The following is a 23664-nucleotide window of genomic DNA, read 5'->3' on the forward strand; positions in this document are numbered from 1 at the left end:
AAGGGATGGCGCCGGCGGAGCCGGCGCTCGAAACAGCGAGCAGTGGCCGGAGTAAGCTGGCGCCATTCGCCAACAACCGCTAGTCGTCGAACAGCCTGAGCTGCGGGCTCGGCTCGGGCGCGATCCCCACCCGGTAATTGCCGGTGAAGCAGGCGTGGCAGAAGTGGCTGGGGTCCGCGCCGGTGGCCTTCAGCATGCCCTCGAGCGAGAGGTATCCGAGCGAATCGGCGCCGACATACCGGCGGATCTCTTCGACGTTGTGACTGGCGCCGATCAGCTCCCTCCGGGTCGGGGTGTCGATGCCGTAGTAGCAGGGCCACTTGATCGGCGGCGACGAGATCCGCATGTGGACCTCGCGGGCGCCGGCGTTCCGGATCATCCTCACGATCTTGCGGCTGGTGGTGCCGCGGACGATCGAGTCGTCGACGACCACGACCCGCCGCCCCTCCAGCATCTCCCGCATCGGGTTGAGCTTCACCTTGACGCCGAAGTGGCGGATGCCCTGCTTGGGCTCGATGAACGTGCGGCCCACGTAGTGGTTGCGGATGAGGCCCATCTCGTAGCGCACCCCCGACTGCTCGGAGAAGCCGAGCGCCGCGCTGGTGCCCGAGTCCGGCACCGGGATGACGATGTCGGCCTCCACCGGGTGCTCGCGAGCCAGCTCCCGCCCGAGCGCCTTGCGGACGGTGTGCACGTTGCGGCCCCAGAGGACGGAGTCGGGCCGCGCGAAGTAAACGTACTCGAAGACGCAGTGCAGGCGCTCCCCGGCGGGGGCGTAGCGGCGAGATTGCACGCCGGCCTCCGAGATGACGACGATCTCCCCCGGCTCGACCTCGCGCTCGTACTTCGCCTCGATGAGGTCGAGCGCGCACGTCTCCGAGGCGACCACCCACGAGTCGGTGAGCCTCCCCAGTCCCAGCGGCCGGAAGCCATTCGGGTCGCGCACGGCGTACATGGCGTCCGGCGTGAGGATCAGCAGCGAGTATGCCCCCGTCACCTGCCGGAGCGCATGCGGGAGTTGCTCCGCCAGCGTCCCGGCGGGGGCGCGCGCGAGGAGGTGGAGGATGACCTCGGTGTCGGAGTTGGACTGGAAGATGGCGCCCTCCCGCTCCATCTCCCTCCGCAGCGCCTCGGCGTTGGTCAGGTTGCCGTTGTGGGCGATGGCGATCGGGCCGCGGGCGGTGTTGGCCGTGATGGGCTGGGCGTTGCGGAGCTTCGAGGAGCCGGCCGTCGAGTAGCGGACGTGACCGATGGCGCGGTGGCCGGGAAGCCGGCGCAGGCGCTCGGGGCCGAAGACGTCGGCGACCCATCCCATCGCCTTCTCGGTGTGGAAGCTCTGCCCGTCGGTCGCGGCGATCCCCGCGGACTCCTGCCCGCGGTGCTGGAGCGCGTAGAGACCGAGGTAGGCGACGTTGGCGGCCTCCGGATGATTCCAGATGCCGAACACCCCACACTCGTCGTGGAACTTGTCGTCACGCCAGGTGACGCTCAAAGCCCCTCCTCCAAGCCTGTTCGAGGCTCTCGATCGCGGCGTCGATCACCGTCGTCGACCCGCAGCGAACTCTCAGCCGCTCGCTCCCCGTGGTCCCGATCCAGCGCCACGGAATGGCCGACTCCGCCATCAGCCCCTCGAACTCCAGGACCCGCGCCGGGTCGACGGAGACGACCACCCGCGACGGTCCTTCGCCGAAGAGCATGAGATCGGCCCGCGCTCCCTCGGGCAGCGTCACGCTACATCCCACCGGCTCCCGGCCGGTGACGCAGCCCTCCGCCAGCGCCACCGCCAGGCCGCCCTCGGCGCAATCGTGCGCGGAGAGCACGAGCCCGGCGCCGATCGCCGCCTGGACGGCCGACTGTACCCGCCGCTCCCGCCCCAGGTCCAGCGGCGCCAGCGGCCCGGCGAGGCGGCGGTGGAGCATCCACAGGTACTCGCTTCCCCCCAGGCTGACGGCGTCGGGACCCAGCAGGGCGAGACGGTGGCCCGCCCCCTTGAACCACTGCGTGACCGCCCGCCCCGCCTCCGCGAGCACGCCGACCACGCCCACGACGGGCGTGGGGAGAATGGCCTGCCCGTTGGTTTCATTGTAGAAGGAAACGTTGCCGCCCACTACCGGCAGATCGAGGGCGCGGCAGGCCTCGGCGAGGCCGTCGATCGCCTCGGCGAACTGCCAGAGGATCTCGGGCCGCTCGGGCGAGCCGAAATTCAGGCAGTCCGTGACGCCCAGCGGTCGACCACCCGCGCAGGAGACGTTCCGCGCCGCCTCGCAGACCGCCATGGCCGCTCCGCGACGGGGATCGAGAAACACTTGCCGGCCGTTGCCGTCGGTCGAGATCGCCAGGGCGCGGCGCGTGCCCTTCACTCTCAGCACCGCCGCGTCGGAGCCCGGCAGCACCAGGGTGTTGATCCCGACCTGCTGGTCGTACTGGCGGAACGCCCACTCCTTGGAGCCGATGGTCGGCGACCCCAGGACCGCCAGCAGCGCCTCCTCGTAATCCGCCGGCTCCGGCAGGGCCAGGGGATCGAAGGCCCGTAGCTCGGCCAGCCACGGGGGCGGCGCGGTCGGCTTCTCGTAGCGAGGCGCCTCGGCCAGCGCCTTCACTGGCACGCGGGCGGCGATCTCCCCGTGGTGGCGCACGGTCAGGTTGCCGTCGTCGGTGACCCGTCCGATCTCGACGGCGTCCAGCTCCCACTTGGCGAAGACCCGCCGCACCTCCTCCTCGCGGCCGCGCGCCACGACCAGCAGCATGCGCTCCTGCGACTCCGAAAGAAGGATCTCGTAGGGGGTCATCTCGATCTCGCGCTGGGGCACGCGCGACAGCTCCACCTCCATGCCGGTGCCGGCCCGCGCCGGCATCTCCGAGGTGCAGCAGGCCAGCCCGGCCGCGCCCATGTCCTGGATCCCCACCACGGCGCCGGTCTGCATGAGCTCCAGACAAGCCTCGAGGAGCAGCTTCTCCGTGAAGGGATCGCCCACCTGCACCGTCGGGCGGCGCTCCTGGGCACGCTCGTCGAACGTCGACGAGGCCATCGTGGCGCCGTGGATGCCGTCGCGCCCCGTCTTGTTGCCGACGTAGAACACGGGATTCCCCACCCCCTCGGCGCGGGCGCGGAAGATCCGGTCGGCCCGGACGAGCCCCACGCACATCACGTTGACGAGGGGGTTGCCCGCATACTCGGGGGCGAAGGCGATCTCGCCGCCGACGGTGGGGCAGCCGAAGCAGTTGCCGTACCAACTGATGCCGGACACGACCCCCTCGATCAGCCGGCGCGTCCGGGGGTCGTCCGGCTCGCCGAAGCGGAGGGAATCGAGGATGGCGATGGGGCGGGCGCCCATCGTAAAGATGTCCCTCAGGATTCCGCCCACCCCGGTGGCGGCGCCCTGGAAGGGCTCGATGAACGAGGGGTGATTGTGGCTCTCGATCTTGAACACGACGGCCCAGCCGTCGCCGATGTCGACGACACCGGCGTTCTCGCCGGGCCCCTGCAGCACATGCGGCCCCGCTTGGGGCAGCCGGGCCAGGAACACGCGCGAGTGCTTGTAGGCACAGTGCTCCGACCAGAGGGCGGAGAACAGCCCCAGTTCGGTGTAGGTGGGCTCGCGACCGAGCCGCTCGATGATCCGGTCGTATTCGTCGGCAGTGAGGCCCAGTTCGCGCGCGAGGTCCGGTGTCGCCTTCGGCTCCGACCCCGTCAATCCGCCTCCAGCGGTTACCGCTTCAAGAAGCCGCCGTCCTCGACGAGGCTGCCGAGGAGGGACTGGAAGATCAGCAGCCCGTCGGTGCTACCCATCGCCGGCTCGGCCGCCCGCTCGGGATGCGGCATGAGTCCCAGCACGGTCCCCTCCTCGTTGACGACGCCGGCGATGCTCTCCAGGGAGCCGTTGGGATTGGCCGCCCGCGTGACCTGGCCTTCGGCCGTCGCGTAGCGGAACACGATCTGGCCGTTCTTCCTGAGCTTCGCCAGCGCCCCGGCGTCGGCATAGTACTTGCCCTCGCCGTGGGAAATCGGCATCGTCAACACCTGCCCCACGCGCAGACCCCGAGTGAAGGGCGTGTCCACGTTCTCGACCACGAGATGCGTCTGCTGGCAGCGATACTGCAGGCACTCGTTGCGCATGAGCGCGCCGGGCAGGAGGCCGGCCTCGCACAGGATCTGAAACCCGTTGCAGGAGGCGAGCACATGCCCGCCGCGCGCGACGAAGTCACCCAGCGCCTCCACCACCGGCGAGCGGCCGGCCACGGCGCCGGCTCTCAAGTAATCGCCGTAGGAGAAGCCGCCCGGCAGGATGACGCAGTCGAAGTCATCGAGGTTCCGGTCGCGGTGCCAGATGTACTTGACCGGCTGCCGCAGGACTTCCGAGACCACGTAGTGGAAGTCGCAGTCGCTCCAAGTCCCCGGGAACACGACCACGCCGAATCTCATGGAGTCGATTCTCCTCTCGAGGCAGGACTATCTTACCGCTGCCAGGCGGCACCGAGCAAGCGAAGCGCGCTCACTCGATCGTGTACTCCTCGAGCAGGGGGTTGGCGAGGAGCCGGCGGCACATCTCGTCGGCGCGGGCGCGGGCCTGCGCGGCCGTGGGAGCCTCCAGCTCGACCTCGATCACCTTGCCCACCCGCAGGTCGGCCACGTCGGTGAAGCCGAGGCCCATCAACGCGCGCTTGACGGCCGCGCCCTGAACGTCGAGGATGCCCGGCTTGAGCCGGACGAGCACGCGCACTTTCATGTCCGCGGCGCGCCGCCTTCGACGAGACGCCGGAACACTTCCTGGTAGGCGTCCTCCACGCCCCCCAGATCCTGGCGGAAGCGGTCCTTGTCCAGCTTGGCGCGGGTCCGGGCGTCCCACAGGCGGCAGGTGTCGGGTGAGATTTCGTCGCCCAGGTAGAGCCGGCCGCGGGCACGCCCGAACTCGAGCTTGAAGTCGACCAGCAGGAGCCCCCGGCGCGCCATGTGCGGCCGGAGTACGCGATTGATCCGGAGGGCCATCCGCCGGAGCCAGGCCAGCTCCCGGGGTGTGGCCAGCCCCAGCAGCCGCACGTGGTCGTCGGTGATCATGGGATCACCGAGCGGATCCGACTTGTAGTAGAGCTCCACGATCGGCTGCTTGATCGGAGTCCCTTCCTCGAACCCGGTGCGCTTGGCCAGGCTGCCGGCCACGATGTTGCGGACGATCGTCTCGATGCGGATGATCTCGAGCCGCCGGCAGAGCATCTCGCGGTCGGAGAGGGTGGCCAGATAGTGGGTGGGCACCCCCGCCCGCTCGAGCCGCTGGAACAGCGCCGCCGACATCCGGTTGTTCACCACGCCCTTGCCGACGATGGTCCCGCGCTTGAGCGCGTTGAAGGCGGTGGCGTCGTCCTTGAAGTACTGGATGATCAGATCCGGCCGGCTGGTCGCGTAGACGATCTTCGCCTTGCCTTCGTAGAGCTTCTCGCCCTGCTCGACCTCCGGAATCGCCCTCTTCATCGCTCTACCCTCTATTTCGCGCTTTTCGAGCGGCGGCTTTGCCGCCGCGATCCTATGGGGTGGTTCGGAGGGGGCCGCGAGGCCCCCTCTGACTAGGGATCCCGGAGGGGGCGGCGCCCCCCTCCGACAAAAGTCCGGCCCGCCTGAAGATCGCGTCGACATGACGGAGGTACCACGCCGGATCGAAGCACGCCTTCAGCTCGTCCGGCCCGACTCGCTCGGTGATCGCCGGGTCGGCGGCGAGAAGCTCCAGGAATGACCGCCGCTCCCGCCAGGCCTGCATGGCGTTGCGCTGCACGATCTCGTAGGCCGCCTGGCGCGCCAGCCCCGTCTCGGTGAGCTTGAGCAGCACCCGCTGGGAGTAGACGAGGCCGTAGCTCCGCTCGAGGTTCTCCGCCATGCGAGCCGGGTCGACCTCGAGGCCCTCGACGACGAACGTCGTCAGATCGAGCAGGTAGTCGACGAGGATGGTCGAGTCCGGCAGGATGACGCGCTCGACGGAGGAGTGGCTGATGTCGCGCTCGTGCCACAGCGCGACATTCTCGAGCGCGGCCAGCGCGTTGGTCCTGACGAGCCGCGCCAGCCCGCAGATGCGCTCGGTCAGCTCGGGGTTGCGCTTGTGGGGCATGGCGCTGGAGCCCTTCTGGCCCTCGGCGAAGGGCTCCTGGGCCTCCAGGATCTCCGTCCGCTGGAGGCCCCGGATCTCCAGGGCGATCTTCTCGAGGGAGGCGGCGGCGACGGCGAGCCCCGTAGAGAACTCCGCGTGGCGGTCGCGCTGGACGATCTGGGTGGAGACGGCCGCCGGCTCCAGGCCCAGCTCCCGGCAGACCTCCTCCTCGATCTCGGGCTCGACGTGGGCGAAGTTGCCGACGGCTCCCGACAGCTTGCCCACGGCGACGGCCGCCCGCGCCCGGCGGAGGCGCTCGAGGTTCCGCCCGGCCTCCGTGTACCACACCGCCACCTTCAGGCCGAACGTCGTCGGCTCGGCGTGAACGCCGTGAGTCCGGCCGACGATTAGGGTGTCCTTGTGGCGGCGGGCCAGCTCGCCGAGTGCCGCGCGCAACCGCTCCTGGCCGGCGATGAGGAGGTCGGCGGCCTCGCGAAGCTGGAGGGCCAGCGCCGTGTCCCACACGTCGTTGGTGGTGAGCCCGATGTGGACGAAGCGGGAGTCCGCGCCCAGCTGCTCCTCGAGGCTGGTGAGGAGCGCGATCATCTCGTGCTTGACCCGCCGCTGGATCTCGAGGATCCGGTCGACGTCGACGCGAGCCTTGGCCCGGACGCGGGCCAAGGCCTCGACCGGGATGCGGCCGCGGCGGGCATAGGCCTCGCACACGGCCAGCTCCACGCGCAGCCAGGTGGCGTACTTGGACTCCTCGCTCCAGATTCGCCCCATGGCCGGACGCGTGTACCGCTCGATCACGCCCTCACCTTAAAGGAAAACCCGGGCAAGGGAAAGCGGCAAGCCGGGCCGGACAACGAGCCAGACGAGGCCCGAAGGAGGAGCCCACCGGAGCGTACGTGTTTGTACGTGAGGATGGGCGACGACTGAGAACGAAGTCTGGCGACGTTATCCGGCCCGGCTCAGTTCGCGGGGGAGATTGCGCCGGTCCAGCGGGCCGTAGGTCGTCAGCGCCAGCCGGTCCTCGTCCAGGAGCTGGCTGACGAGCACCTGGACCTCCTCGTGGCGGACGGCGTCGATGGCTGCGAGCATGGCGGCCATCGTGAGGAACGAGCCGAAGTGCAGCTCGTGCTTGGCCAGCCGGTTCATCCGGCTCGAGGTGGACTCCAGCGACAGCATGAGGCTGCCCTTGAGGTGATCCTTGGCGCGCCGCAGCTCGTCCTCCCGCACGCCGTGCTTCTTGAGATCCCGGATCTCCTTGAGGATCGACTTGAGCACCTTCGAGAAGTTGGGCGCGTCGGTCGCCGCGTAGATGTAGAGGGTGCCCGTGTCGCGGAAGGCCTGGGCGCCGGAGTGGATGGAGTAGACCAGCCCCTGACGTTCGCGGACCTCCTGGAAGAGGCGGGAGGACATGCTGCCGCCGATGATGTCGTTGAGGAGGAAGAGCGCGTACCGCTCGGGTGCGGAGTGGCTGAGCCCGGGGAAGCCCATCACCACGTGGACCTGCTCCAGCTCCTTCTGGACGATGTTCACACCCGGCTTCATCACCGGCACCGTGTTCGGGCGCTCGATCGGCTGGCGGCGGAAACCGTCGAAGCCGGCGCCGAACAGTTCCAGCACTCGGTCGTACGTGACATTGCCGGCCACGGCGATGATGATCTTGGGGGGCGCGTAGTGCTCCACGAAGTGCGTGTGGATGGCGTCCCGCCCGTAGCCGATGACGGCCTCCCGGGTGCCCAGGATCGGCCGCCCCAGCGGGTGCCCTTCCCAGACGTGCGCGGCGAAAAGATCGTGGATGAGGTCGTCGGGCGTGTCCTCGACCATCTTGATCTCCTGCAGCACCACGGACTTCTCCCGCTCCAGCTCCTCGGCGTCGAAGAGCGGGTGCAGGAGGATGTCGGTGAGCAGGTCCACGGCCAGGGGTAGATGCTCGTCGAGGACCTGCACGTAGAAGCAGGTGTGCTCCTTCGTGGTGAAGGCGTCCATCTGCCCGCCCACGGAATCCATGGTGCGGGCGATCATCTCGGCGCTGCGCGTCGCCGTGCCCTTGAAGACCAGGTGCTCGATGAGGTGGGACATGCCGGCCCGGCCCTCGGGCTCGTGGCGGGAGCCGGTCTCCACCCAGACGCCGACGGCCACCGACCGGACGTGGGACATCCGCTCGGTGACGACGCGGATGCCGTTCGGCAGCAGGCCCTTCCGGTATTCTTCAGTCACGGGGAGGGTTCGCCGCGTTGGGGTTCCGGAGCCGTTCCTTCTCGGCCAGCGCCGGCTGCTCGCGCAGGGCGATCTTGCGCGAGAGCCGCATCTTGCCGTTGCCGTCGATCTCGATCACCTTGACGGCGACTTCGTCGCCTTCGCTCAGCACGTCCTGGACGGAGCGGATGCGCGACTCGGCGATCTGCGAGATGTGCAGCAACCCCTCGGTATTCGGAATCACTTCGACGAACGCGCCGAACTCAACGATCTTCTTGACCTTGCCCACGTAGATCCGGTCCAGCTCCACCTCCCGACAGATGTCCTGGATCATGGCGATCGCCTTCTGGACGGAGGCGCTGTCCGGCGAGAACACCGTCACCCGGCCGTCGTCCTCGATGTCGACCTTCGTCCCCGTTTGTTCCTGGATGGCCCGGACCACCTTGCCTCCGGGGCCGATGATCTCGCGGATCTTCTCGGGCCGGATCTTGATCGTGACGAACCGCGGCGCGTAGGGGCTGAGCTCGGGGCGCGGCTTCTCGATCGCCTCCCGCATCTTGGCCAGCACGAACAGGCGCGCCTCGCGGGCGTTGGCCAGCGCCGCGCGCATGATCTCCAGCGAGACGCCGGAGACCTTGATGTCCATCTGGAGCGCCGTGATCCCCTTCTCGGTGCCGGCGACCTTGAAATCCATGTCGCCGTAGTGGTCCTCGGCGCCCATGATATCCGTCAGGATCCCGACCCGGTCGCCCTCCTTGACCAGCCCCATGGCGATGCCGGCCACGTGCGTCTTGAGCGGCACCCCCGCGTCCATCAGCGCCAGCGAGGCCCCGCACACCGTAGCCATCGACGAGGACCCGTTGGATTCGAGGATGTCGGAGACGATGCGGATCGTGTAAGGGAACTCCTCCTTGGGCGGCAGCAGGGCCCCCACCGCCCGCTCGGCCAGCGCGCCGTGACCGATCTCGCGCCGTCCCGGCGAGCCGAAGCGACGCACCTCCCCCACGGAGAACGACGGGAAGTTGTAGTGGAGCATGAACCGCCGCCACTCGTCGCCGTCCAGCGCCTCGATCTTCTGCTCGTCGGACTTGGTGCCGAGCGTCACCGACACCAGGGCCTGGGTCTCGCCCCGGGTGAAGAGACTGGAGCCGTGGGCCCGCGGCAGGTAAGACATGTCGATCGTGATCGGGCGGATCTCGCTTACCTTCCGGCCGTCGACGCGGATGCCGCGCTCGACGATCATGCGCCGGACCTCGGCCGCCTCCAGCGCCTCGAAGGCCTCGCGCACGGCGGCCTTCTTCGTATCGTCGACGCCGAGCGCCTGGACGATCCCCTCCAACACCGCGCTGACGGCGTCCGCGCGCTCGTGCTTTTCGTGCACGGCGAGGGCGGCGGTCAGCCGGTCGCCGGCCAGCGCCCGGACCCGCGCCTCCAGCTCGCGATCCCGGACCGACTCAGGATCGAACGGCCAGCGCCGCCGGCCCGCCTTCTGGCCGAGCTCCTTCTGGGCCCGGACCAGGCGCTTGCATTCGGCGTGGCCAAACGCGATCGCCTCCAGCATCGTTTCCTCGCTGACCTGCTGGGCGCCGGCCTCCACCATGAGGACGGCGTCCTCGGTGCCGGCGATGACCAGGTCGAGCGTGGAGGCATCCTGCTGGGCCAGGGTCGGGTTGACGACCAGCTTGCCGTCCACCTGCCCGACCCGCACCGCGCCCACCGGGCCGTCGAACGGGATCCCCGACAGGCAGAGCGCGGCGGACGCCCCGTTCATGGCCAACACGTCGGGATCGTGCTCCTGGTCGGCGGAGATCGCCAGGCAGATGACCTGGACCTCGTTCCTGAACCCTTTGGGGAATAGTGGTCGGATCGGCCGGTCGATCAGCCGCGAGGTCAAGATCTCCTTCTCGACGGGTCGGCCTTCACGCTTGAAGTACCCGCCCGGGATCCGCCCGCCGGCGTACGCCCGCTCGCGGTACTCGACCGTCAGAGGAAAGAAATCCTGGGCCTCGTTGGGGGTCTTGGTGGCCACGCAGGTGGCCAGCACCATCGTGCCGCCGTGGCGTACGACCACGGCGCCTTCGGCCAGCTTGGCCACCTTGCCCGTCTCGATCGAGAACGGGAGGCTGTTGATGTCGACGTGAACGCTCTCAGTCATACAAATGCTCGTCCTCGCGTGTCGGCCGGAGTCCGGCGAACGCCGTGTGGCGCGGGACGTGTCGCCCGCGCAGGGGCCCCCGGAACCGTTCCGTCCGAGGACCTGTCGTGAAAAGCGAGACCGCCGTCACCGGCGGATTCCGAGCTTCTCGATGATGGCGCGATATCGCTCGGAGTCTTTGTTGCGCAGATACTCGAGGAGCCCGCGGCGCTTGCCGATCAGCATGAGCAGGCCGCGTCGCGAGTGGTGGTCTTTCGTGTGCTGCTTGAAGTGCTCGGTCAGTCCGTTGATCCGCTCCGACAGGAGCGCGATCTGAACCTCCGGCGAGCCCGTATCGCCCTCGTGAACACGGAACTGCTCGATCAGGCTTCGCTTCTTGTCGATGGACAGCGGCATCGGGAGGCCCTCCTCCAATCGCCACGCTCCGGGGAGGACACCTCCGCCAGAACGGGTTCCCAAAAACCTCTTTCCCCCTGTAATTACAGGGGGAATCCTATCACCGAAACGCCGCCGAGTAAAGCCGGCGGTCAAAGACGCCGGCGGGCCGCCGCGATGTCGAGGCCGATCTGCTCCCTGAGCGCTTCCGGCCCGGGGAACTTTCGCTCATCCCTGAGCCGGCAGACGAACGCCAGGCGGATCGCATGACCGTACAAAGAGCCCGAAAAATCGAGGAGATGGGCCTCGATGACCAGACGTCCTTCCTCGAACGTCGGCCGCACACCGATGTTGACGACGGCCGGATGGCTCTCTCCGTCGACCTGGGCACGGCAGGCGTAGACGCCGGGCGGCACGAGCAAGGGCCGGTTGGGTCGGAGGTTCGCCGTCGGGAAGCCCAGGGTCCGACCACGCCCGGCGCCCTGCACGACCTCGCCTCCGACCGCGTAGGGCCTGCCCAGGTACCGGTTGGCCCGCTCGACCTCGCCCGCCTTCAGCGCGGCGCGGATCTCGGAGGAGGAGACGGCGACGCCGTCGATCATCAGCGGCGGCACGACGTGGCAGCGGAAGCCCATCCGCGGGCTGAGCGCCTGGAGGAGCCGCGCGCTGCCCCGCGCTCCGCGGCCGAAGGTGTGGTCGAACCCGACGACGATCTCGCGGGCGCGCAGCCGTTCGAGCAGCACGTCTTTCACGAAAGCCTCAGGCTCGACCGCGGCCAGGTCGGAGGTGAAGGCCAGCACGACGGTCGCGTCGACGTCCGTTTGAGCGATCAACGCCAGTCGCTCGTCCAGCGTGGAGATCAGCGCGGGGGCCTGCCCGGGCTGAAGCACCTCGGCGGGGTGGGGATCGAAGGTGCAGGCCAGCGCCTGCAGCCCCGAGGCCCGCGCCCGCGCCACCGCAGTCGCCAGGATCGCGCGATGGCCGAGATGGACGCCGTCGAAGACGCCGAGCGCGACCGTCGTCGCGGGCGCCTCAGGCGGGTAGGACTCGAGGCCCCGGACGATCCGCATGCAGAATCCGCGCGGGCCTGACGCGGCCGCCGTCGGCCATCAGCTCCCCGACCCCAAAGAACCCGCCCTCGGCCGCGTGCACGGCCACGAATCGTCCGCTCCGACCGAGGGGCGGCATCACCTCCGCCGCCTGCCCCTGAAGAAAGCGCAACGCGGCTGGCGCGTCGAGGCGGATCACCGGCCAGCCAGCCAGGGTCGCCTCCGGCGGCAGGACCCGCCGCCACAGGGCGTCCGCTACGGCCCCGCTGATCTCCGAGGATGCGACGGCCTCGCCCAGCCCGAAGGGGCCGACCCGACTGCGCACCAGGCGCTCGATGGCGGCGCCACAGCCGACCGCCTCCCCCAGGTCCGCGGCGAGGGTCCGGACGTAGGTGCCCTTGCCGCAGACGATCCTCAGCATCGCCGTCGGGGGGACCACTTCCTCGACCGTGATGGCATGGACCATCACCTCGCGCGGGGCCCGCACCACCTCGAGGCCCCGCCGCGCCAGCTCGTAGAGGCGCCGCCCCTCGTGGTGGAGCGCCGAGTACATCGGCGGCACCTGCTTGATCCGGCCGACGAAGGCGCGCGTGATCCGGATCAGGACGTCGCGGTCCAGCGGCGGCACCGGTGAGGTCGCGATCACACGCCCGTCGAGATCGAGGGTGTCGGTCCGGACCCCGAAGCGCAGTGTGGCGAGGTACTCCTTGTCCATATCTTGCAGGTAGGGCATGAGCTTGGTGGCCTCGCCGATGAGGACGGGCAGGACGCCGACGGCGCCGGGATCCAGGGTGCCGGCATGACCCACCCGCCGGGGCCGCAGCCGGCGGCGCACCAGCGCGACCACGTCGAAGGATGTTATGCCGGCGGCCTTGTCCACCACCAGCACGCCGGAGCGGGGGGCGCTCTCGGTCATCGCGCCTCGAGCGCGGCGCGAATGGCCGTCAGCACGTCGCGCGTGACCCGCTCGAGCGGTCCCTGCACGGTGCACCCCGCGGCGTTGGGGTGTCCTCCTCCGCCGAACCGCGCCGCGATGCGGCTCACGTCGACGTCGCCCTTGCCGCGCAGGCTCACCTTCACCGCTCCGTCCCGCTCGCGCAGCAGGCAGGCCACCCGCACCGACTCGACGGAGCGCGGATAGGTCACGAGATCTTCGGACTCGATGATCATCTCCGGGACCGCGCCCGCCGGCAGCGCCAGCCACCCCACGCGCCCGTCGGGGCTCACCTCGATGCGGGCGAGGGCCTGGCCCAGCCACCGGAGCGCCTCCACGGACCGTCGCTCATAGAGCTGGCCCGAGACGAACGCGGGGTCGGCGCCCGCCGCCACCAGCGCGCCCGCGATGCGGAAGGTCGTGGGCGTCACGTTGGAGTAGCGGAACGACCCCGTGTCCATGTGGATCGCAGTGAAGAGGTTCGTGGCGATGGCCGGTGTGATCGGGGCGCCCAGCGCCAGCAGCAGCTCGTAGATCATCTCGCCCGTCGCCGCCGCCCCCGGCTCGATCCAGTTCACGTCGCCGTAGCCGCGGTTGTCGTGGTGGTGGTCGATGTTGACGATCGCCGCTCCCGTCCGCCGCGCCTGGTCGAGAAGACCCTCGGTGCGCTCGGGGTTGGGGCAGTCGGTCAGCACGGCCACGTCGAGCGGCCCCTCCACGCGCTCCAGGCGCGCGTACCGGTCGATGCCGGGCAGGAAGGCCAGCATCGGCGGCGCGGGGTGAGGCCCGCCCCACCTCACCGTCCAGCCGCGATTGCCCAGCGCCAGGCCGAGCGCGAGCAACGTGCCGAGAACGTCGGCGTCGGGGTGGACGTGGCCCAGCATGAGCGCGCGCTGCGGACGCTTGAAGGCGGCCAGGACTTCATTGGTGACGGTCACCGGCACCCCCTTTCAGCGCTCGCCGGAGAGCTGCTTGAGCAGCTGCTGGATGCGCGCCGCGTGCTCCAGCGACCGGTCCGCCCGGAAGTCGAGCTCGGGCGTGACGCGCAGCTCGAGATGCTCCCGCAGCCAGTTGCGGATGAACCCCCGGGCGTGGACGAGCGCCGCCAGCGACGAGGCCCACTGCGGGTCATCGCCGAGAACCGAGACGAAAACCTTCGCCGACCGGAGGTCCTTGGTCGTCTCCACCTCGGTGATGGTCACGAAGCCCAGGCGGGGATCCTTGAGCTCGCGCTGGAGCAGCAGTGAAATCTCCTCGCGGATCAGCTGGTTCACGCGATCGAGCCGCTTGCCCTGCATCAGAGTATCTCCACGCTCGTGTCGATGACGGAGCCGTCGATACTGGCTTCGATGAAGTCCATGGCCTTGGATACGACCTCGTTGGCGTGGCGGGAGTCGTGCGAGACGCACGCGACGGCGAGCGTGGCCCGCTGCCAGATGTCGTGATGGTCGACCTCGGCGACCGCCACCTCGAACCGGGCGCGGACACGCTCCTTCAGCCCTTTGAGAACGTGTCGCTTGCCCTTCAGCGAATCGACGCCTGAAAGGTGCAGCTCAATCGTGCCGACAGCGACGCGCGCTCGGGACACGGCCCTCCGCCATCACAACGTGCGCGCGATTTCCTCGGTGGCGTAGACCTCCAGGATGTCCCCGGGCTGGATCCCCTTCACCGCATCCACGCCGATGCCGCACTCGAGGCCCGCCGCCACCTCGCGGACGTCCTCCTTGAAGCGCTTGAGCGAGGTGACCGTGCCTTCACCCACGACCGTGTCGCCCCGCCGCACCCGGACCTTGGCGTTCCGCACGATCTTGCCTTCCTGGACGTGGCTCCCGGCGATGGGCCCCAGCTTGGAGATGACGAAGATCTGGCGCACCTGGGCCCGGCCCAGCGTCGTCTCCCGGATCTCGGGCGCCAGCAGGCCGGCCAGCGCGGCCCTGACGTCGTTGATCACCTCGTAGATGACGTTGTAGTAGCGTACGTCCACGCCGTTGGCCTGGGCCTGGCTGGCCGCCTTCGGCTCCGCCTTGACGTTGAAGCCGATGACGATGGCGTTCGAGGCCGAGGCGAGCATCACGTCGCTCTCGTTGATGGCGCCCACCGAGGCGTGGATGACCTTCAGCTTGACCTCCTCCGTCGAGAGCCGCTCCAGCGATTCCGTCAGCGCCTCCACCGAGCCCTGGACGTCGGCCTTGAGCACGAGCCGCAGTTCCTTGATCTCGCCGCTCTCGATCTGCCGGTGCAGCCCCTCGAGCGTGATGCGCTCCGCGGTCTTGACCTTGGCCTTCTCCCGCTCGAGCCGCATCTGCGCGATCTGGCGCGCCTTGCGCTCGTCCGACACGGCGACGAGCACGTCGCCGGCCGACGGCACGCCCGAGAGTCCGAGGATCTCAACGGGATCCGACGGCCCCGCCGATTTGACCTTCCGCCCGCTCGGGTCGATCAGCGCGCGGATGCGGCCGGAGTGCGAGCCCAGGACGACGGCGTCGCCTTCCTTGAGCGTGCCATTCTGCACCAGCGCGGTGGCCACCGGGCCGCGCCCGCGGTCCAGCCGACCCTCGATGATGACGCCTTTGGCCGCGCGGTTGGGGTTGGCCTTGAGCTCGAGGATCTCGGCCTGGAGCGCCGTCATCTCCAGGAGATGGTCGATGCCGGTGCCCTTCTTCGCCGACGTGTTGACGAAGATGGTCTGCCCGCCCCACTCCTCGGGCACCAGGTCGTGGTTGCTGAGCTCGCGCTTGACCCGGTCCGGGTCCGCCTCCGGCTTGTCGATCTTGTTGAGGGCGACGATGATGGGCACGTTCGCCGCCCGCGCGTGATTGATCGCCTCGATCGTCTGGGGCATCACGCCGTCGTCGGCCGCCACCACCAGGATCACGATGTCCGTGGCCTGGGCGCCGCGCGCGCGCATGGCCGTGAAAGCTTCGTGCCCGGGGGTATCGAGGAACGTCACTTTGCCGTGCGACGTCATGACTTGATAGGCGCCGATGTGCTGGGTGATCCCGCCGAACTCCTTCTCGGCGACCTTCGACTTCCTGACCGCGTCCAGGAGCGAGGTCTTGCCGTGGTCGACGTGGCCCATGACGGTTACTACCGGGGGCCGGAGCACGAGCTGCGAAGGATCGACCTCGTCCTCTTCGAGGATGTCGCCTTCCACCGATCGGACCTCGACGTCGAAGCCGAACTTGTCGGCGACCAGCTTGGCCGCGGTGGGGTCCAGCAGCTCGTTCACCGTCGCCATCACGCCCAGCTCGAGGAGCGCCTTGATCACCTCGCCGGACTTGCGGCGCATCTTTTCGGCCAGCTCCGCGACCGTGACCGACTCCGGCACCCGGACCAGCTCGCGCTTGACGTCGGCCAGGGGCTCGGGCGGCGCTTCGATGGTCGCGACAGAAGCCGGCTTGGGCGGCGCGACCTCGACCGACGCCGTCCCGGCGGCAGCGGCCGGGGCTGCCGGCTCGACGCGGCGAAGCTCGCGCGGAGGTGCCGGTCGCGGCGGCGCCGGCGTGATACGAGGCTGCGCGAAGGGAGGCGCGGGATGACGCTGCGCCGGACGCGACGGAGGCGGCGGCGCTGGCCGCTCGATCGGTCGGAACGGGACGATCCTGGGCTCGGGCTTTTTCGCGGGGGCGGCCGGTGTCGAGGCGGGGCTCCCCACGAGCGGCTTGGGCGGCGCGGGCAGCACCGGCTCCGGTGGCGGCGCGATAGCGGGCTTGGGTTCGGGGATCGCCTCCGCCACGGGCCTGAGCGGCTCCAGCGCTTCGGCCGGCGCCTCCGCCGGCTTCTCGACCGGCTTCGGCTTGACGATCGTCGCCGCCGGGCGGAGCTCGACGGGCGCCGGCGCCTCTTCGGACGGCTGAACCTTCGCCTTCCGCGGGCGCGCGGCGGGCTTCGCCGCCTCTCCCTCCTCGGCCGCGGGCTTGAGCGTCCGGGGCCGCGAGGGGCGCTGCGGCTTCGTCTCTTCCGGAAGCTCCCGCCCTTTGCCGAGCTTGAGCCTCAGCGCGTTAGCAAGCGTCGTGTCGAGAGGGGTCATGGCGCGGACGCCCTTCTTGCCCATCTCTTCGGCTGCCAGCATCAAATCCTTGCTGGTCACGCCGAGCTCCTTCGCCAACTCGATGACCTTTATCTTTGCCGCTGCCACAGCCCCCTCACCTCCTACGATCTACGATACGTTTCCCGCTCGCCTCGGGCGCAGGGGCCCCTGGCTGCCCTGCGGCTCGCACCGCGGCCCCCGGCCGTCCTGCGGCTCGCACGACCATCTCCAGACTGGCCCCAGCCTCGCACGGTTTCCTGAACGCCTGCGCGAATCTCCCTGACTTCATCGCGCGCTCGAGACAGCCCGGGTCCGCGCACAGGTAGGCGCCACGGCCGACTCCCGTGGGGTCGTGGACGACGACGCCGTCCGGACGGCGAACCAACCGCACCAGCTCCAGCTTGGGTCGCACCTGCCGGCATCCCACGCACGTGCGCCGAGGACCTTCACGCGGAGACCGCATCCTCGGATCCGGACACGCCCGGATCGTCCCCGCCGCCGCGGCGAGCATGGGTGGCGACCCACTGCTCGGCGGCTGTATAAACCGTATCGGCCCGCTCGCCGACCTCGGCGATGCCGGCGAGCCGCTCCCGCCCCGCTCTCACGATATCCCGCGGAGAACCGAGCCCCGCGGCCACCAGCGCCTCGACCAGCTCCGGGCTCACCCCGCTCAGCGCCGCGAGGGCTGCCCGGTCGCCCCCGGCCTCGTCGGGCTCGGACCGCTCCGTCTCCAGCTCCGACTCGCTCTTGATATCGATGCGCATGCCCGTGAGCTTCGCCGCCAGCCGGGCGTTCTGGCCCTTCTTGCCGATGGCCAGCGAGAGCTGGTTGTCAGGGACGACGACCAGCGCGGAGGGCTGACCCTCGGGGTCGGTATTCTCCGCCATCGTCACCGACGAGACCTTGGCAGGGGACAGGGCCCGGGCCACGAAGGTCGTCGGGTCGTGCGACCATTCGATGATGTCGATCTTCTCGCCCCTGAGCTCCCGGCTGATCACCTGGATGCGGGTGCCGCGCAGCCCGACGCAGGCGCCGATCGGGTCGACGTCGCGCTTGGTCGAGGCCACGGCGACCTTGGCGCGCTCGCCCGCCTCGCGGGCCGCGGCCTTCACCACGACGATGCCCTCCTGGATCTCGGGGATCTCGGTTTCGAAGAGGCGCACCAGATACCCCGGATGCGTCCGCGAGAGCGTGATCTGCGGGCCCTTCGTGGACCGCCGCACCTCGAGCACGTATGCGCGCACGCGGTCCCCCGGATTGTAGCGCTCCCCGGGGATCTGCTCCCGCTCGGGCAGGATCGCCTCCGCCTTGCCGATCTCGAGGATGACGTTCCGCTTCTCGATGCGGTGGACCACGGCCCGGAGGATCTGTCCCTCCTTGCCCTCGAACTCCTTGTAGATCCGATCACGCTCGGCGTCCCTCACGCGCTGCAGGATGACCTGCTTGGCCGTCTGGGCGGCGATGCGGCCGAACTCCTGGGGCGGCAGCTCCTGCTCCAGCTCGTCGCCGATCTCCGCCTCCGGGTTCAGCGCCTTCGCCTCGGTGGCACCGATCTCGAGCTTGGGATCGGTGACCTCCTCGACCACCTTCTTGCGGCAGTAGACCTTGAGCGCGCCGGTCTTGCGGTCGATCTCCATCCGGACGTTTTCGGCCGCGCCCAGCGTCCGGCGGGATGCCGAGAGAAGGGCAGACTCCAGCGCTTCAAAGAGGACCTCGGGATCGATCCCCTTCTCGCGTCCGATCTGCTCGATCACCAGCAACAGCTCCCGGTTCATCCCTCTCCCCGCCTCGGCCAGGGCACCTCCGCGTCCAGGCGCGCCTTGGTGACAACCGCCCGCGGCAACTCCACCCGCTCGCCCTCGCGCTCCAGCACCAGGCACTCCGGCACCACCTCGGCGAGCCGGCCGCGCACCTCGGCCCCACCGGCCAGCCAGCAACGCACGCGCTTGCCGGTCGCCCAGCGGTACTCGCGCTCGGTGCGCAGCTGCCGGTCCAGCCCGGGCGACGACACCTCCAGATCGTAGGACTCGGCGATCAGTCCCGCGACGTCCAGCAGATCGCCGACCTCGCGGCTCAGCCGCTCGCAGTCCCCGATGGCGACGCCGCCTGGCTTGTCGATGAACACGCGCAGCACCGCCCGGGGGCGGCGCGGACGCCATTCGAGGTCCACCAACTCGAGCCCGTGGTCGTGGAGCACCGGCTGAATGACCTCCTCGATCTGGGCGCTCCGCTCCTCGTCCTGCATCGTGACCAACCCGCTAAAGTAAAAAACTGGGCAAGGCCCAGTTTTTTGAGACTTTAGCACGTGCATCCGGCGGAGGCAAGCTCATCCGGGCATTTTCAGCGCCCCGCTGGACTTGATGGCCGCCGCTACCTCGGCCTTGGCCACCCGGCTCTCCCGCCGGGTGCGGCGCTCCCGGATCTCCACGATGCCGTCTTTGACGAAGGCGTTGCCGACCGTCACCCTGAGCGGCATGCCCAGCAGGTCGGCGTCCTTGAACTTGACGCCCGGCCGCTCGTCGCGGTCGTCCAGCAGGGCCTCGATCCCGTGGCGACAGCATTCCGCGTAGACCTCCTCGGCCGCGGTCGCCTGGGCCGCATCGCGGACGTTCACGGCGACGATGTGAACCTGGAAGGGCGCGATGGATGGGGGCCAGACGATCCCGTCGGCGTCGGCGAGCTGTTCGATCGCCGCCGCCGCGATCCGAGCCGGCCCGATGCCGTAGCTGCCCATCACGATCGGCTGCTGGCGGCCCTGCTCGTCCAGGTAGGCGGCGCCGAGCGGCGCCGAGTACTTCGTGCCGAGCTTGAAGATGTTGCCGACCTCGATCACGCGCTCGACGGCGAGGGGCTTGCCGCACTCGGGGCACGCCTCGCCCGCGGCCACTGTGTGCAGGTCGACGAAGCGGCAGCGAAAGTCGCGGCCCGGGCTGACGCCGCGGATGTGGACGCCCTCGCGGTTGGCGCCGACGACGTAGGTCCCGGTCTCGAGCGCCTCGTCGGCGAGCACGGGCACGCGCGCGCCCAGCGGTCCGATCGATCCCGCCGGGGCTCCCAGCAGCGCCTGGACCTCGTCGGGACGGGCGGGCCGGAACTCCTCGCCGAGCGCGCGCGCCAGCTTCCGCTCGTGCAGCGCGTGGTCGCCCCGCACCAGCGCCAGGACCGGGCCCATCTTCGCCGCGATGTAGAGCAGCGACTTGATCGTCAGCCGGGGATCGATCTTGAGCAACGCGGAGACTTCGGCGATCGTGCGCGCATTCGGCGTGGCCACCTCCTCGCGCGTCCAGGCTGGAAAGTCGGGTGGGGCCGGAACGCCCCGGGCGAGCTCAACGTTGGCCGCGTAGCCGCAGCCGCCACAGAGCGCGATCTCGTCCTCGCCGGCGGCGCTGGGCGCCATGAACTCGTGGGAGCCGAGCCCGCCCATCATCCCCGTATCGGACCGGACGACGTGGTAGGCCAGGCCGCAGCGGTCGAAGATCCGGCGATAGGCCCGCTCGTGAGCGGCGTAGGAGCGCTCCAGAGCTTCCAGGTCGGGATCGAGCGTGTACGAGTCCTTCATGAGGAACTCGCGGGTGCGAAGCACGCCCGAGCGCGGGCGCGCCTCGTCGCGCTCCTTGGTCTGGATCTGGTACCAGATCTGGGGCAGGTCGCGGTAGGAGCGGATCTCCCGGGCCGCCAGCCAGGCCACCACCTCCTCGTGCGTCATGCCCAGGCACATGTCGGCGCCCTTGCGGTCCTTCAGCTTGAACATTTCGGGAATACCGTCCCACCGGCCGGTCTTCTGCCAGATCTCGGCGGGCTGGAGCACCGGCATGGTGATCTCCTGCCCACCGATGGCGTTCATCTCCTCTCGGATGATCGCGTTGATCTTGTCGATCACGCGCTGCCCGAGGGGGAGATAGACGTAGATTCCGGCCGCCAGCTGTCTGACCAGCCCGGCCCGCAGCATCAGCTTGTGGCTGAGGGCCTCGGCCTCGGCAGGGTCCTCCCGCAGCGTGGCGACGAGCGCTTTGCTGAGGCGCATGGGCTCAGCGAGCGCCCGGCTTCTTGTTCGCTCCCTTCACACCGGGTTTGTAGAGGAGGCGCTCGACGGGCTTGCCGCCGAGAATGTGGGACTCGAAGATCTCCTGGAGATCGGACTCCTGGACGCCCGCGTACCACACGTCGTCAGGATAGACGACCATCATTGGCCCGTGGCCGCACTGCGAGAAGCAGCCGGCCTTGTTGACGCGGACCTCCGTCTTGAGACCGGCCCTGGCGCACTCGCCGCGCAGGTACTTCACGAACTGCTCGACGTCGCCCTGGGTCGGGCAGGTGTCGCCGCTCGTGCACACGAAGACGTGGGTGCGGTACTGGCCCATCAATCTGACGCGGCCGGCGCCGCCGCCCGGGCCGCCTTGCGCTCGGCGATGAACTTGTCGACCTCCTCGCGCATCGCCTTCACGATGTCTTTTTCGGAGACCTTCCGGATCACCTCACCGTTCTTGAAGATGAGGCCGATGCCCCGCCCGCCGGCGACGCCGATGTCGGCGGCGCGCGCCTCCCCGGGACCGTTCACCTCGCAGCCCATCACCGCGATGTGGATCTCCTCGTTGAGGCCGCGGAACTCGTCCTCGACCTCCTTGGCCAGCTTGACGAGGTCCACGTCGGCGCGGCCACACGAGGGGCAGGATACGAAGGTGAGCCCGCCCGTGCGCAGGCCGAGCGCTTTGAGGATATCGATCCCCACCCGGACTTCCTCGGTGGGGTCGGCGCTGAGCGAGACGCGGACCGTGTCACCGATCCCCTCGGAGAGCAGCGCGCCGAGGCCGACCGCCGACTTGATCGTCCCCACCCCCGGCGTGCCGGCCTCGGTGACGCCGAGGTGGAATGGATAGTCGACCTGATCGGCGAGCATCCGGTAGGCCTCGATCATCATCCGGGGGTCGGACGCCTTGAGCGAGACCTTCATCTCCGGGTAGTTCAGTTCCTCGAGGATCCGGATGTGCCGGAGCGCGGACTCGACCATGCCCTGGGCGGTGGGGCCATTGTACTTGGCGAGCAGGTCCTTTTCCAGCGAGCCCGCGTTGACGCCGATACGGATGGGTATCCACTTGTCCTTGGCCAGGTTGACGACCTCCTGGACGAAGTGCTTGCCCCCGATGTTGCCCGGATTGAGCCGCAGCCCGTCGACCCCCTGCTCCAGCGCGATGAGGGCCAGCTTGTAGTTGAAGTGGATGTCGGCGACCAGCGGGATGCGAATCTGCCGCTTGATCTCGCCGAGCTTCTCGGCCGCCTCCCGGACGGGGACCGCACAGCGGACGATCTCGCACCCGGCCGCCTCCAGCGACCAGATCTCCAGCAGCGTGGCCTCGACGTCGCGCGTGTCGGTCTTGGTCATGGACTGCACGGTGATCGGCGAATCGCCGCCGATCTTGACCGTGCCGATCTGGATCTGCCGGGTCTGGCGCCGTTTGATCATGTCCAGGTCCTATTTGAAGAATCGGAATGCGTCGATGCGCACAAGGTCATTGTAGAGCGCCAGCACCATGATCAGCATCAGCAGCGCGAAACCCAGCTGCTGGGCCAGCTCGCGCTTCCTCACCGACAGCGGCCGGCCCAGGACGGCCTCGATGAGGAAGAAGAACAGGTGACCCCCGTCGAGCATCGGCACCGGCAGCAGGTTGAGCACGGCCAGGTTCACGCTGATGACCGCCGTGAACACCGCCAGCGGCGCGGCGCCCTCCTGGGCCTGCCGGCCGGTCTCGGAGGCGATCTGCACCGGCCCCCCCAGGTTCGAGAGCGGGATCTGGCCGGTGACGATCTTCCAGAAGCCCTTGGTCGTCAGCACCGTCATGTCCCAGGTCTTCATCGCCCCCTGCCACACGGCGGCGGGCGGCGAGTACGGCGCGTAGGTGACGGTACGGGTGACGATGGAGACGCCGATCCGGCCGACCTCGATCTCCTGCCCCGTCGGGCCCTTCTCCCTGACGACGTTGGCCGTGACCGGGAGCGTGTGGGACGTGCCGCCGCGCTCGACCGTCACCTCGAAGGACTGGCCGGCCCGCTTCTGGATGGCCTGCATCAACTCTTCGGGCGTGAAGACCGGTTGACCGGCCACCGCCACCACGTGGTCGCCCGCCTTGAGGCCGGCCCGTTCGGCCGGCGAGTCCGGGTTCACGGCCCCGATCTGGGGCGTCAGCCGGGGGCCCACCCCGAGGTCCCACACGTCTTTGGCGTCCTTGAAGATCGGATCGCGGACCGTCGTGAGCCGCGGCGTGACAACCACCGTCGGCTCGGCGCCCCCCCGCCGAAGGCGCAGCGCCAGGGGCCGGCCGCCCGAGGCGGCGACGGCGTGCTCCAGGTCCTCCCAATGCGCGACGGCGCGCCTGTCGATCGCGGCCACCACGTCCCCCGTCCTCACTCCGGCCGCGGCGGCCGGACCGGCCGGCGCCACGCGGCCGATCACCGCCGGCCATACCGGCCGGCCGATCGTCGCCAGCACGACGACGAAGATCGCGGCGGCCAGGACGAAGTTCATCCCCGGGCCGGCGAAGACGATGAGGAAGCGGATCCACAGCGGCTTGAGGGCGAAGGCCTTGCCCGGATCATAGGGCAGGGCCGCCCCGCTCTCGAGCGGGTTCTCCTCGCCCATCATCTTGACGTAGCCGCCCATGGGGATGACGCTCAGGCAGTACTCGGTCTCCCTCCCCCGCCAGCGGGCCAGCACGGGGCCGAAGCCGATCGAGAAGCGCTCGACCCCGACGCCGGCCCAGCGCGCCACCAGAAAATGGCCCAGCTCGTGGATCAGGATGAGAACGCCGATGACGACGACGAACGAAACGACGGTGGTCACGTGA

General features: G+C 69.5%; 22 protein-coding genes. All 22 read right to left on the reverse strand.

What is annotated here, in order from left to right; all coding sequences use genetic code 11:
- Positions 1-79: 79 nt before the first annotated feature.
- Positions 80-1492, reverse strand: coding sequence for an amidophosphoribosyltransferase (gene purF / locus VGV13_06605; GenBank protein ID HEV8640749.1), 1413 nt, complete (start codon positions 1490-1492; stop codon positions 80-82).
- Positions 1473-3695 carry a phosphoribosylformylglycinamidine synthase subunit PurL gene (gene purL, locus VGV13_06610; GenBank protein HEV8640750.1) on the reverse strand — a complete coding sequence of 741 codons (2223 nt, stop codon included), beginning with the start codon at positions 3693-3695 and terminating at the stop codon, positions 1473-1475. Before purL ends, purF begins: the two co-directional genes overlap by 20 nt.
- A gap of 14 nt (positions 3696-3709) precedes the next feature.
- The gene (purQ, locus tag VGV13_06615) at positions 3710-4423 is read right to left on the reverse strand and encodes a phosphoribosylformylglycinamidine synthase subunit PurQ (protein ID HEV8640751.1); all 714 of its coding nucleotides are present in this window, start codon (positions 4421-4423) and stop codon (positions 3710-3712) included.
- 70 nt (positions 4424-4493) lie between these two features.
- Entirely contained in the window at positions 4494-4727 is a 234-nt protein-coding gene (gene purS / locus VGV13_06620) for a phosphoribosylformylglycinamidine synthase subunit PurS (protein HEV8640752.1), read from the reverse strand.
- Positions 4724-5467, reverse strand: a complete 744-nt coding sequence (gene purC / locus VGV13_06625) for a phosphoribosylaminoimidazolesuccinocarboxamide synthase (GenBank protein ID HEV8640753.1) — start codon at positions 5465-5467, stop codon at positions 4724-4726. Before purC ends, purS begins: the two co-directional genes overlap by 4 nt.
- Positions 5468-5519: 52 nt before the next feature.
- Positions 5520-6887 (reverse strand): adenylosuccinate lyase, encoded by a 1368-nt coding sequence (gene purB / locus VGV13_06630; GenBank protein HEV8640754.1) that lies wholly within the window; start codon positions 6885-6887, stop codon positions 5520-5522.
- A gap of 147 nt (positions 6888-7034) precedes the next feature.
- Positions 7035-8303, reverse strand: coding sequence for a pitrilysin family protein (locus VGV13_06635; GenBank protein ID HEV8640755.1), 1269 nt, complete (start codon positions 8301-8303; stop codon positions 7035-7037).
- A complete protein-coding gene (gene pnp, locus VGV13_06640) occupies positions 8296-10437 on the reverse strand; it encodes a polyribonucleotide nucleotidyltransferase (protein HEV8640756.1) in 2142 nt (713 codons plus the stop codon). The genes VGV13_06635 and pnp overlap by 8 nt, the downstream gene beginning before the upstream one ends.
- 126 nt (positions 10438-10563) lie before the next feature.
- Entirely contained in the window at positions 10564-10833 is a 270-nt protein-coding gene (gene rpsO / locus VGV13_06645; GenBank protein HEV8640757.1) for a 30S ribosomal protein S15, read from the reverse strand.
- Between the two features lie 131 nt (positions 10834-10964).
- A complete protein-coding gene (locus tag VGV13_06650; protein HEV8640758.1) occupies positions 10965-11882 on the reverse strand; it encodes a bifunctional riboflavin kinase/FAD synthetase in 918 nt (305 codons plus the stop codon).
- A complete protein-coding gene (gene truB, locus VGV13_06655) occupies positions 11845-12777 on the reverse strand; it encodes a tRNA pseudouridine(55) synthase TruB (GenBank protein ID HEV8640759.1) in 933 nt (310 codons plus the stop codon). Before truB ends, VGV13_06650 begins: the two co-directional genes overlap by 38 nt.
- Complete coding sequence (locus tag VGV13_06660; GenBank protein HEV8640760.1) at positions 12774-13733, reverse strand: bifunctional oligoribonuclease/PAP phosphatase NrnA; 960 nt, start codon at positions 13731-13733, stop codon at positions 12774-12776. The genes truB and VGV13_06660 overlap by 4 nt, the downstream gene beginning before the upstream one ends.
- Positions 13734-13745: 12 nt before the next feature.
- Positions 13746-14093, reverse strand: a complete 348-nt coding sequence (gene rbfA / locus VGV13_06665) for a 30S ribosome-binding factor RbfA (GenBank protein HEV8640761.1) — start codon at positions 14091-14093, stop codon at positions 13746-13748.
- Entirely contained in the window at positions 14093-14383 is a 291-nt protein-coding gene (locus VGV13_06670) for a DUF503 domain-containing protein (protein ID HEV8640762.1), read from the reverse strand. Before VGV13_06670 ends, rbfA begins: the two co-directional genes overlap by 1 nt.
- Before the next feature lie 12 nt (positions 14384-14395).
- Complete coding sequence (infB, locus tag VGV13_06675; protein HEV8640763.1) at positions 14396-16933, reverse strand: translation initiation factor IF-2; 2538 nt, start codon at positions 16931-16933, stop codon at positions 14396-14398.
- 7 nt (positions 16934-16940) lie between these two features.
- Positions 16941-17336 carry a YlxR family protein gene (locus tag VGV13_06680; protein ID HEV8640764.1) on the reverse strand — a complete coding sequence of 132 codons (396 nt, stop codon included), beginning with the start codon at positions 17334-17336 and terminating at the stop codon, positions 16941-16943.
- Entirely contained in the window at positions 17272-18600 is a 1329-nt protein-coding gene (nusA, locus tag VGV13_06685) for a transcription termination factor NusA (protein ID HEV8640765.1), read from the reverse strand. Before nusA ends, VGV13_06680 begins: the two co-directional genes overlap by 65 nt.
- Entirely contained in the window at positions 18597-19070 is a 474-nt protein-coding gene (locus VGV13_06690; GenBank protein HEV8640766.1) for a ribosome maturation factor RimP, read from the reverse strand. Before VGV13_06690 ends, nusA begins: the two co-directional genes overlap by 4 nt.
- A gap of 81 nt (positions 19071-19151) precedes the next feature.
- A complete protein-coding gene (locus tag VGV13_06695; protein HEV8640767.1) occupies positions 19152-20849 on the reverse strand; it encodes a proline--tRNA ligase in 1698 nt (565 codons plus the stop codon).
- Between the two features lie 4 nt (positions 20850-20853).
- Complete coding sequence (locus VGV13_06700) at positions 20854-21186, reverse strand: hypothetical protein (protein HEV8640768.1); 333 nt, start codon at positions 21184-21186, stop codon at positions 20854-20856.
- Positions 21186-22286 (reverse strand): flavodoxin-dependent (E)-4-hydroxy-3-methylbut-2-enyl-diphosphate synthase, encoded by a 1101-nt coding sequence (gene ispG / locus VGV13_06705; GenBank protein HEV8640769.1) that lies wholly within the window; start codon positions 22284-22286, stop codon positions 21186-21188. Before ispG ends, VGV13_06700 begins: the two co-directional genes overlap by 1 nt.
- A 9-nt stretch (positions 22287-22295) precedes the next feature.
- Positions 22296-23660, reverse strand: a complete 1365-nt coding sequence (gene rseP, locus VGV13_06710) for an RIP metalloprotease RseP (GenBank protein ID HEV8640770.1) — start codon at positions 23658-23660, stop codon at positions 22296-22298.
- Positions 23661-23664: the final 4 nt, after the last annotated feature.

The sequence above is a fragment of the Candidatus Methylomirabilota bacterium genome, from assembly GCA_036001065.1.
GTDB lineage: Bacteria > Methylomirabilota > Methylomirabilia > Rokubacteriales > CSP1-6 > MNEF01.

What these genes read in the sequence shown, in the direction of transcription:
- purQ (HEV8640751.1), bottom strand. Translation starts at nt 4,423, where the DNA reads ATGAGATTCGGCGTGGTCGTGTTCCCGGGGACTTGGAGCGACTGCGAC.
- purS (HEV8640752.1), bottom strand. Translation starts at nt 4,727, where the DNA reads ATGAAAGTGCGCGTGCTCGTCCGGCTCAAGCCGGGCATCCTCGACGTT.
- purC (HEV8640753.1), bottom strand. Translation starts at nt 5,467, where the DNA reads ATGAAGAGGGCGATTCCGGAGGTCGAGCAGGGCGAGAAGCTCTACGAA.
- pnp (HEV8640756.1), bottom strand. Translation starts at nt 10,437, where the DNA reads ATGACTGAGAGCGTTCACGTCGACATCAACAGCCTCCCGTTCTCGATC.
- rpsO (HEV8640757.1), bottom strand. Translation starts at nt 10,833, where the DNA reads ATGCCGCTGTCCATCGACAAGAAGCGAAGCCTGATCGAGCAGTTCCGT.
- VGV13_06650 (HEV8640758.1), bottom strand. Translation starts at nt 11,882, where the DNA reads ATGCGGATCGTCCGGGGCCTCGAGTCCTACCCGCCTGAGGCGCCCGCG.
- truB (HEV8640759.1), bottom strand. Translation starts at nt 12,777, where the DNA reads ATGACCGAGAGCGCCCCCCGCTCCGGCGTGCTGGTGGTGGACAAGGCC.
- rbfA (HEV8640761.1), bottom strand. Translation starts at nt 14,093, where the DNA reads ATGCAGGGCAAGCGGCTCGATCGCGTGAACCAGCTGATCCGCGAGGAG.
- VGV13_06680 (HEV8640764.1), bottom strand. Translation starts at nt 17,336, where the DNA reads ATGCTCGCCGCGGCGGCGGGGACGATCCGGGCGTGTCCGGATCCGAGG.
- nusA (HEV8640765.1), bottom strand. Translation starts at nt 18,600, where the DNA reads ATGAACCGGGAGCTGTTGCTGGTGATCGAGCAGATCGGACGCGAGAAG.
- VGV13_06690 (HEV8640766.1), bottom strand. Translation starts at nt 19,070, where the DNA reads ATGCAGGACGAGGAGCGGAGCGCCCAGATCGAGGAGGTCATTCAGCCG.
- VGV13_06695 (HEV8640767.1), bottom strand. Translation starts at nt 20,849, where the DNA reads ATGCGCCTCAGCAAAGCGCTCGTCGCCACGCTGCGGGAGGACCCTGCC.
- VGV13_06700 (HEV8640768.1), bottom strand. Translation starts at nt 21,186, where the DNA reads ATGGGCCAGTACCGCACCCACGTCTTCGTGTGCACGAGCGGCGACACC.
- ispG (HEV8640769.1), bottom strand. Translation starts at nt 22,286, where the DNA reads ATGATCAAACGGCGCCAGACCCGGCAGATCCAGATCGGCACGGTCAAG.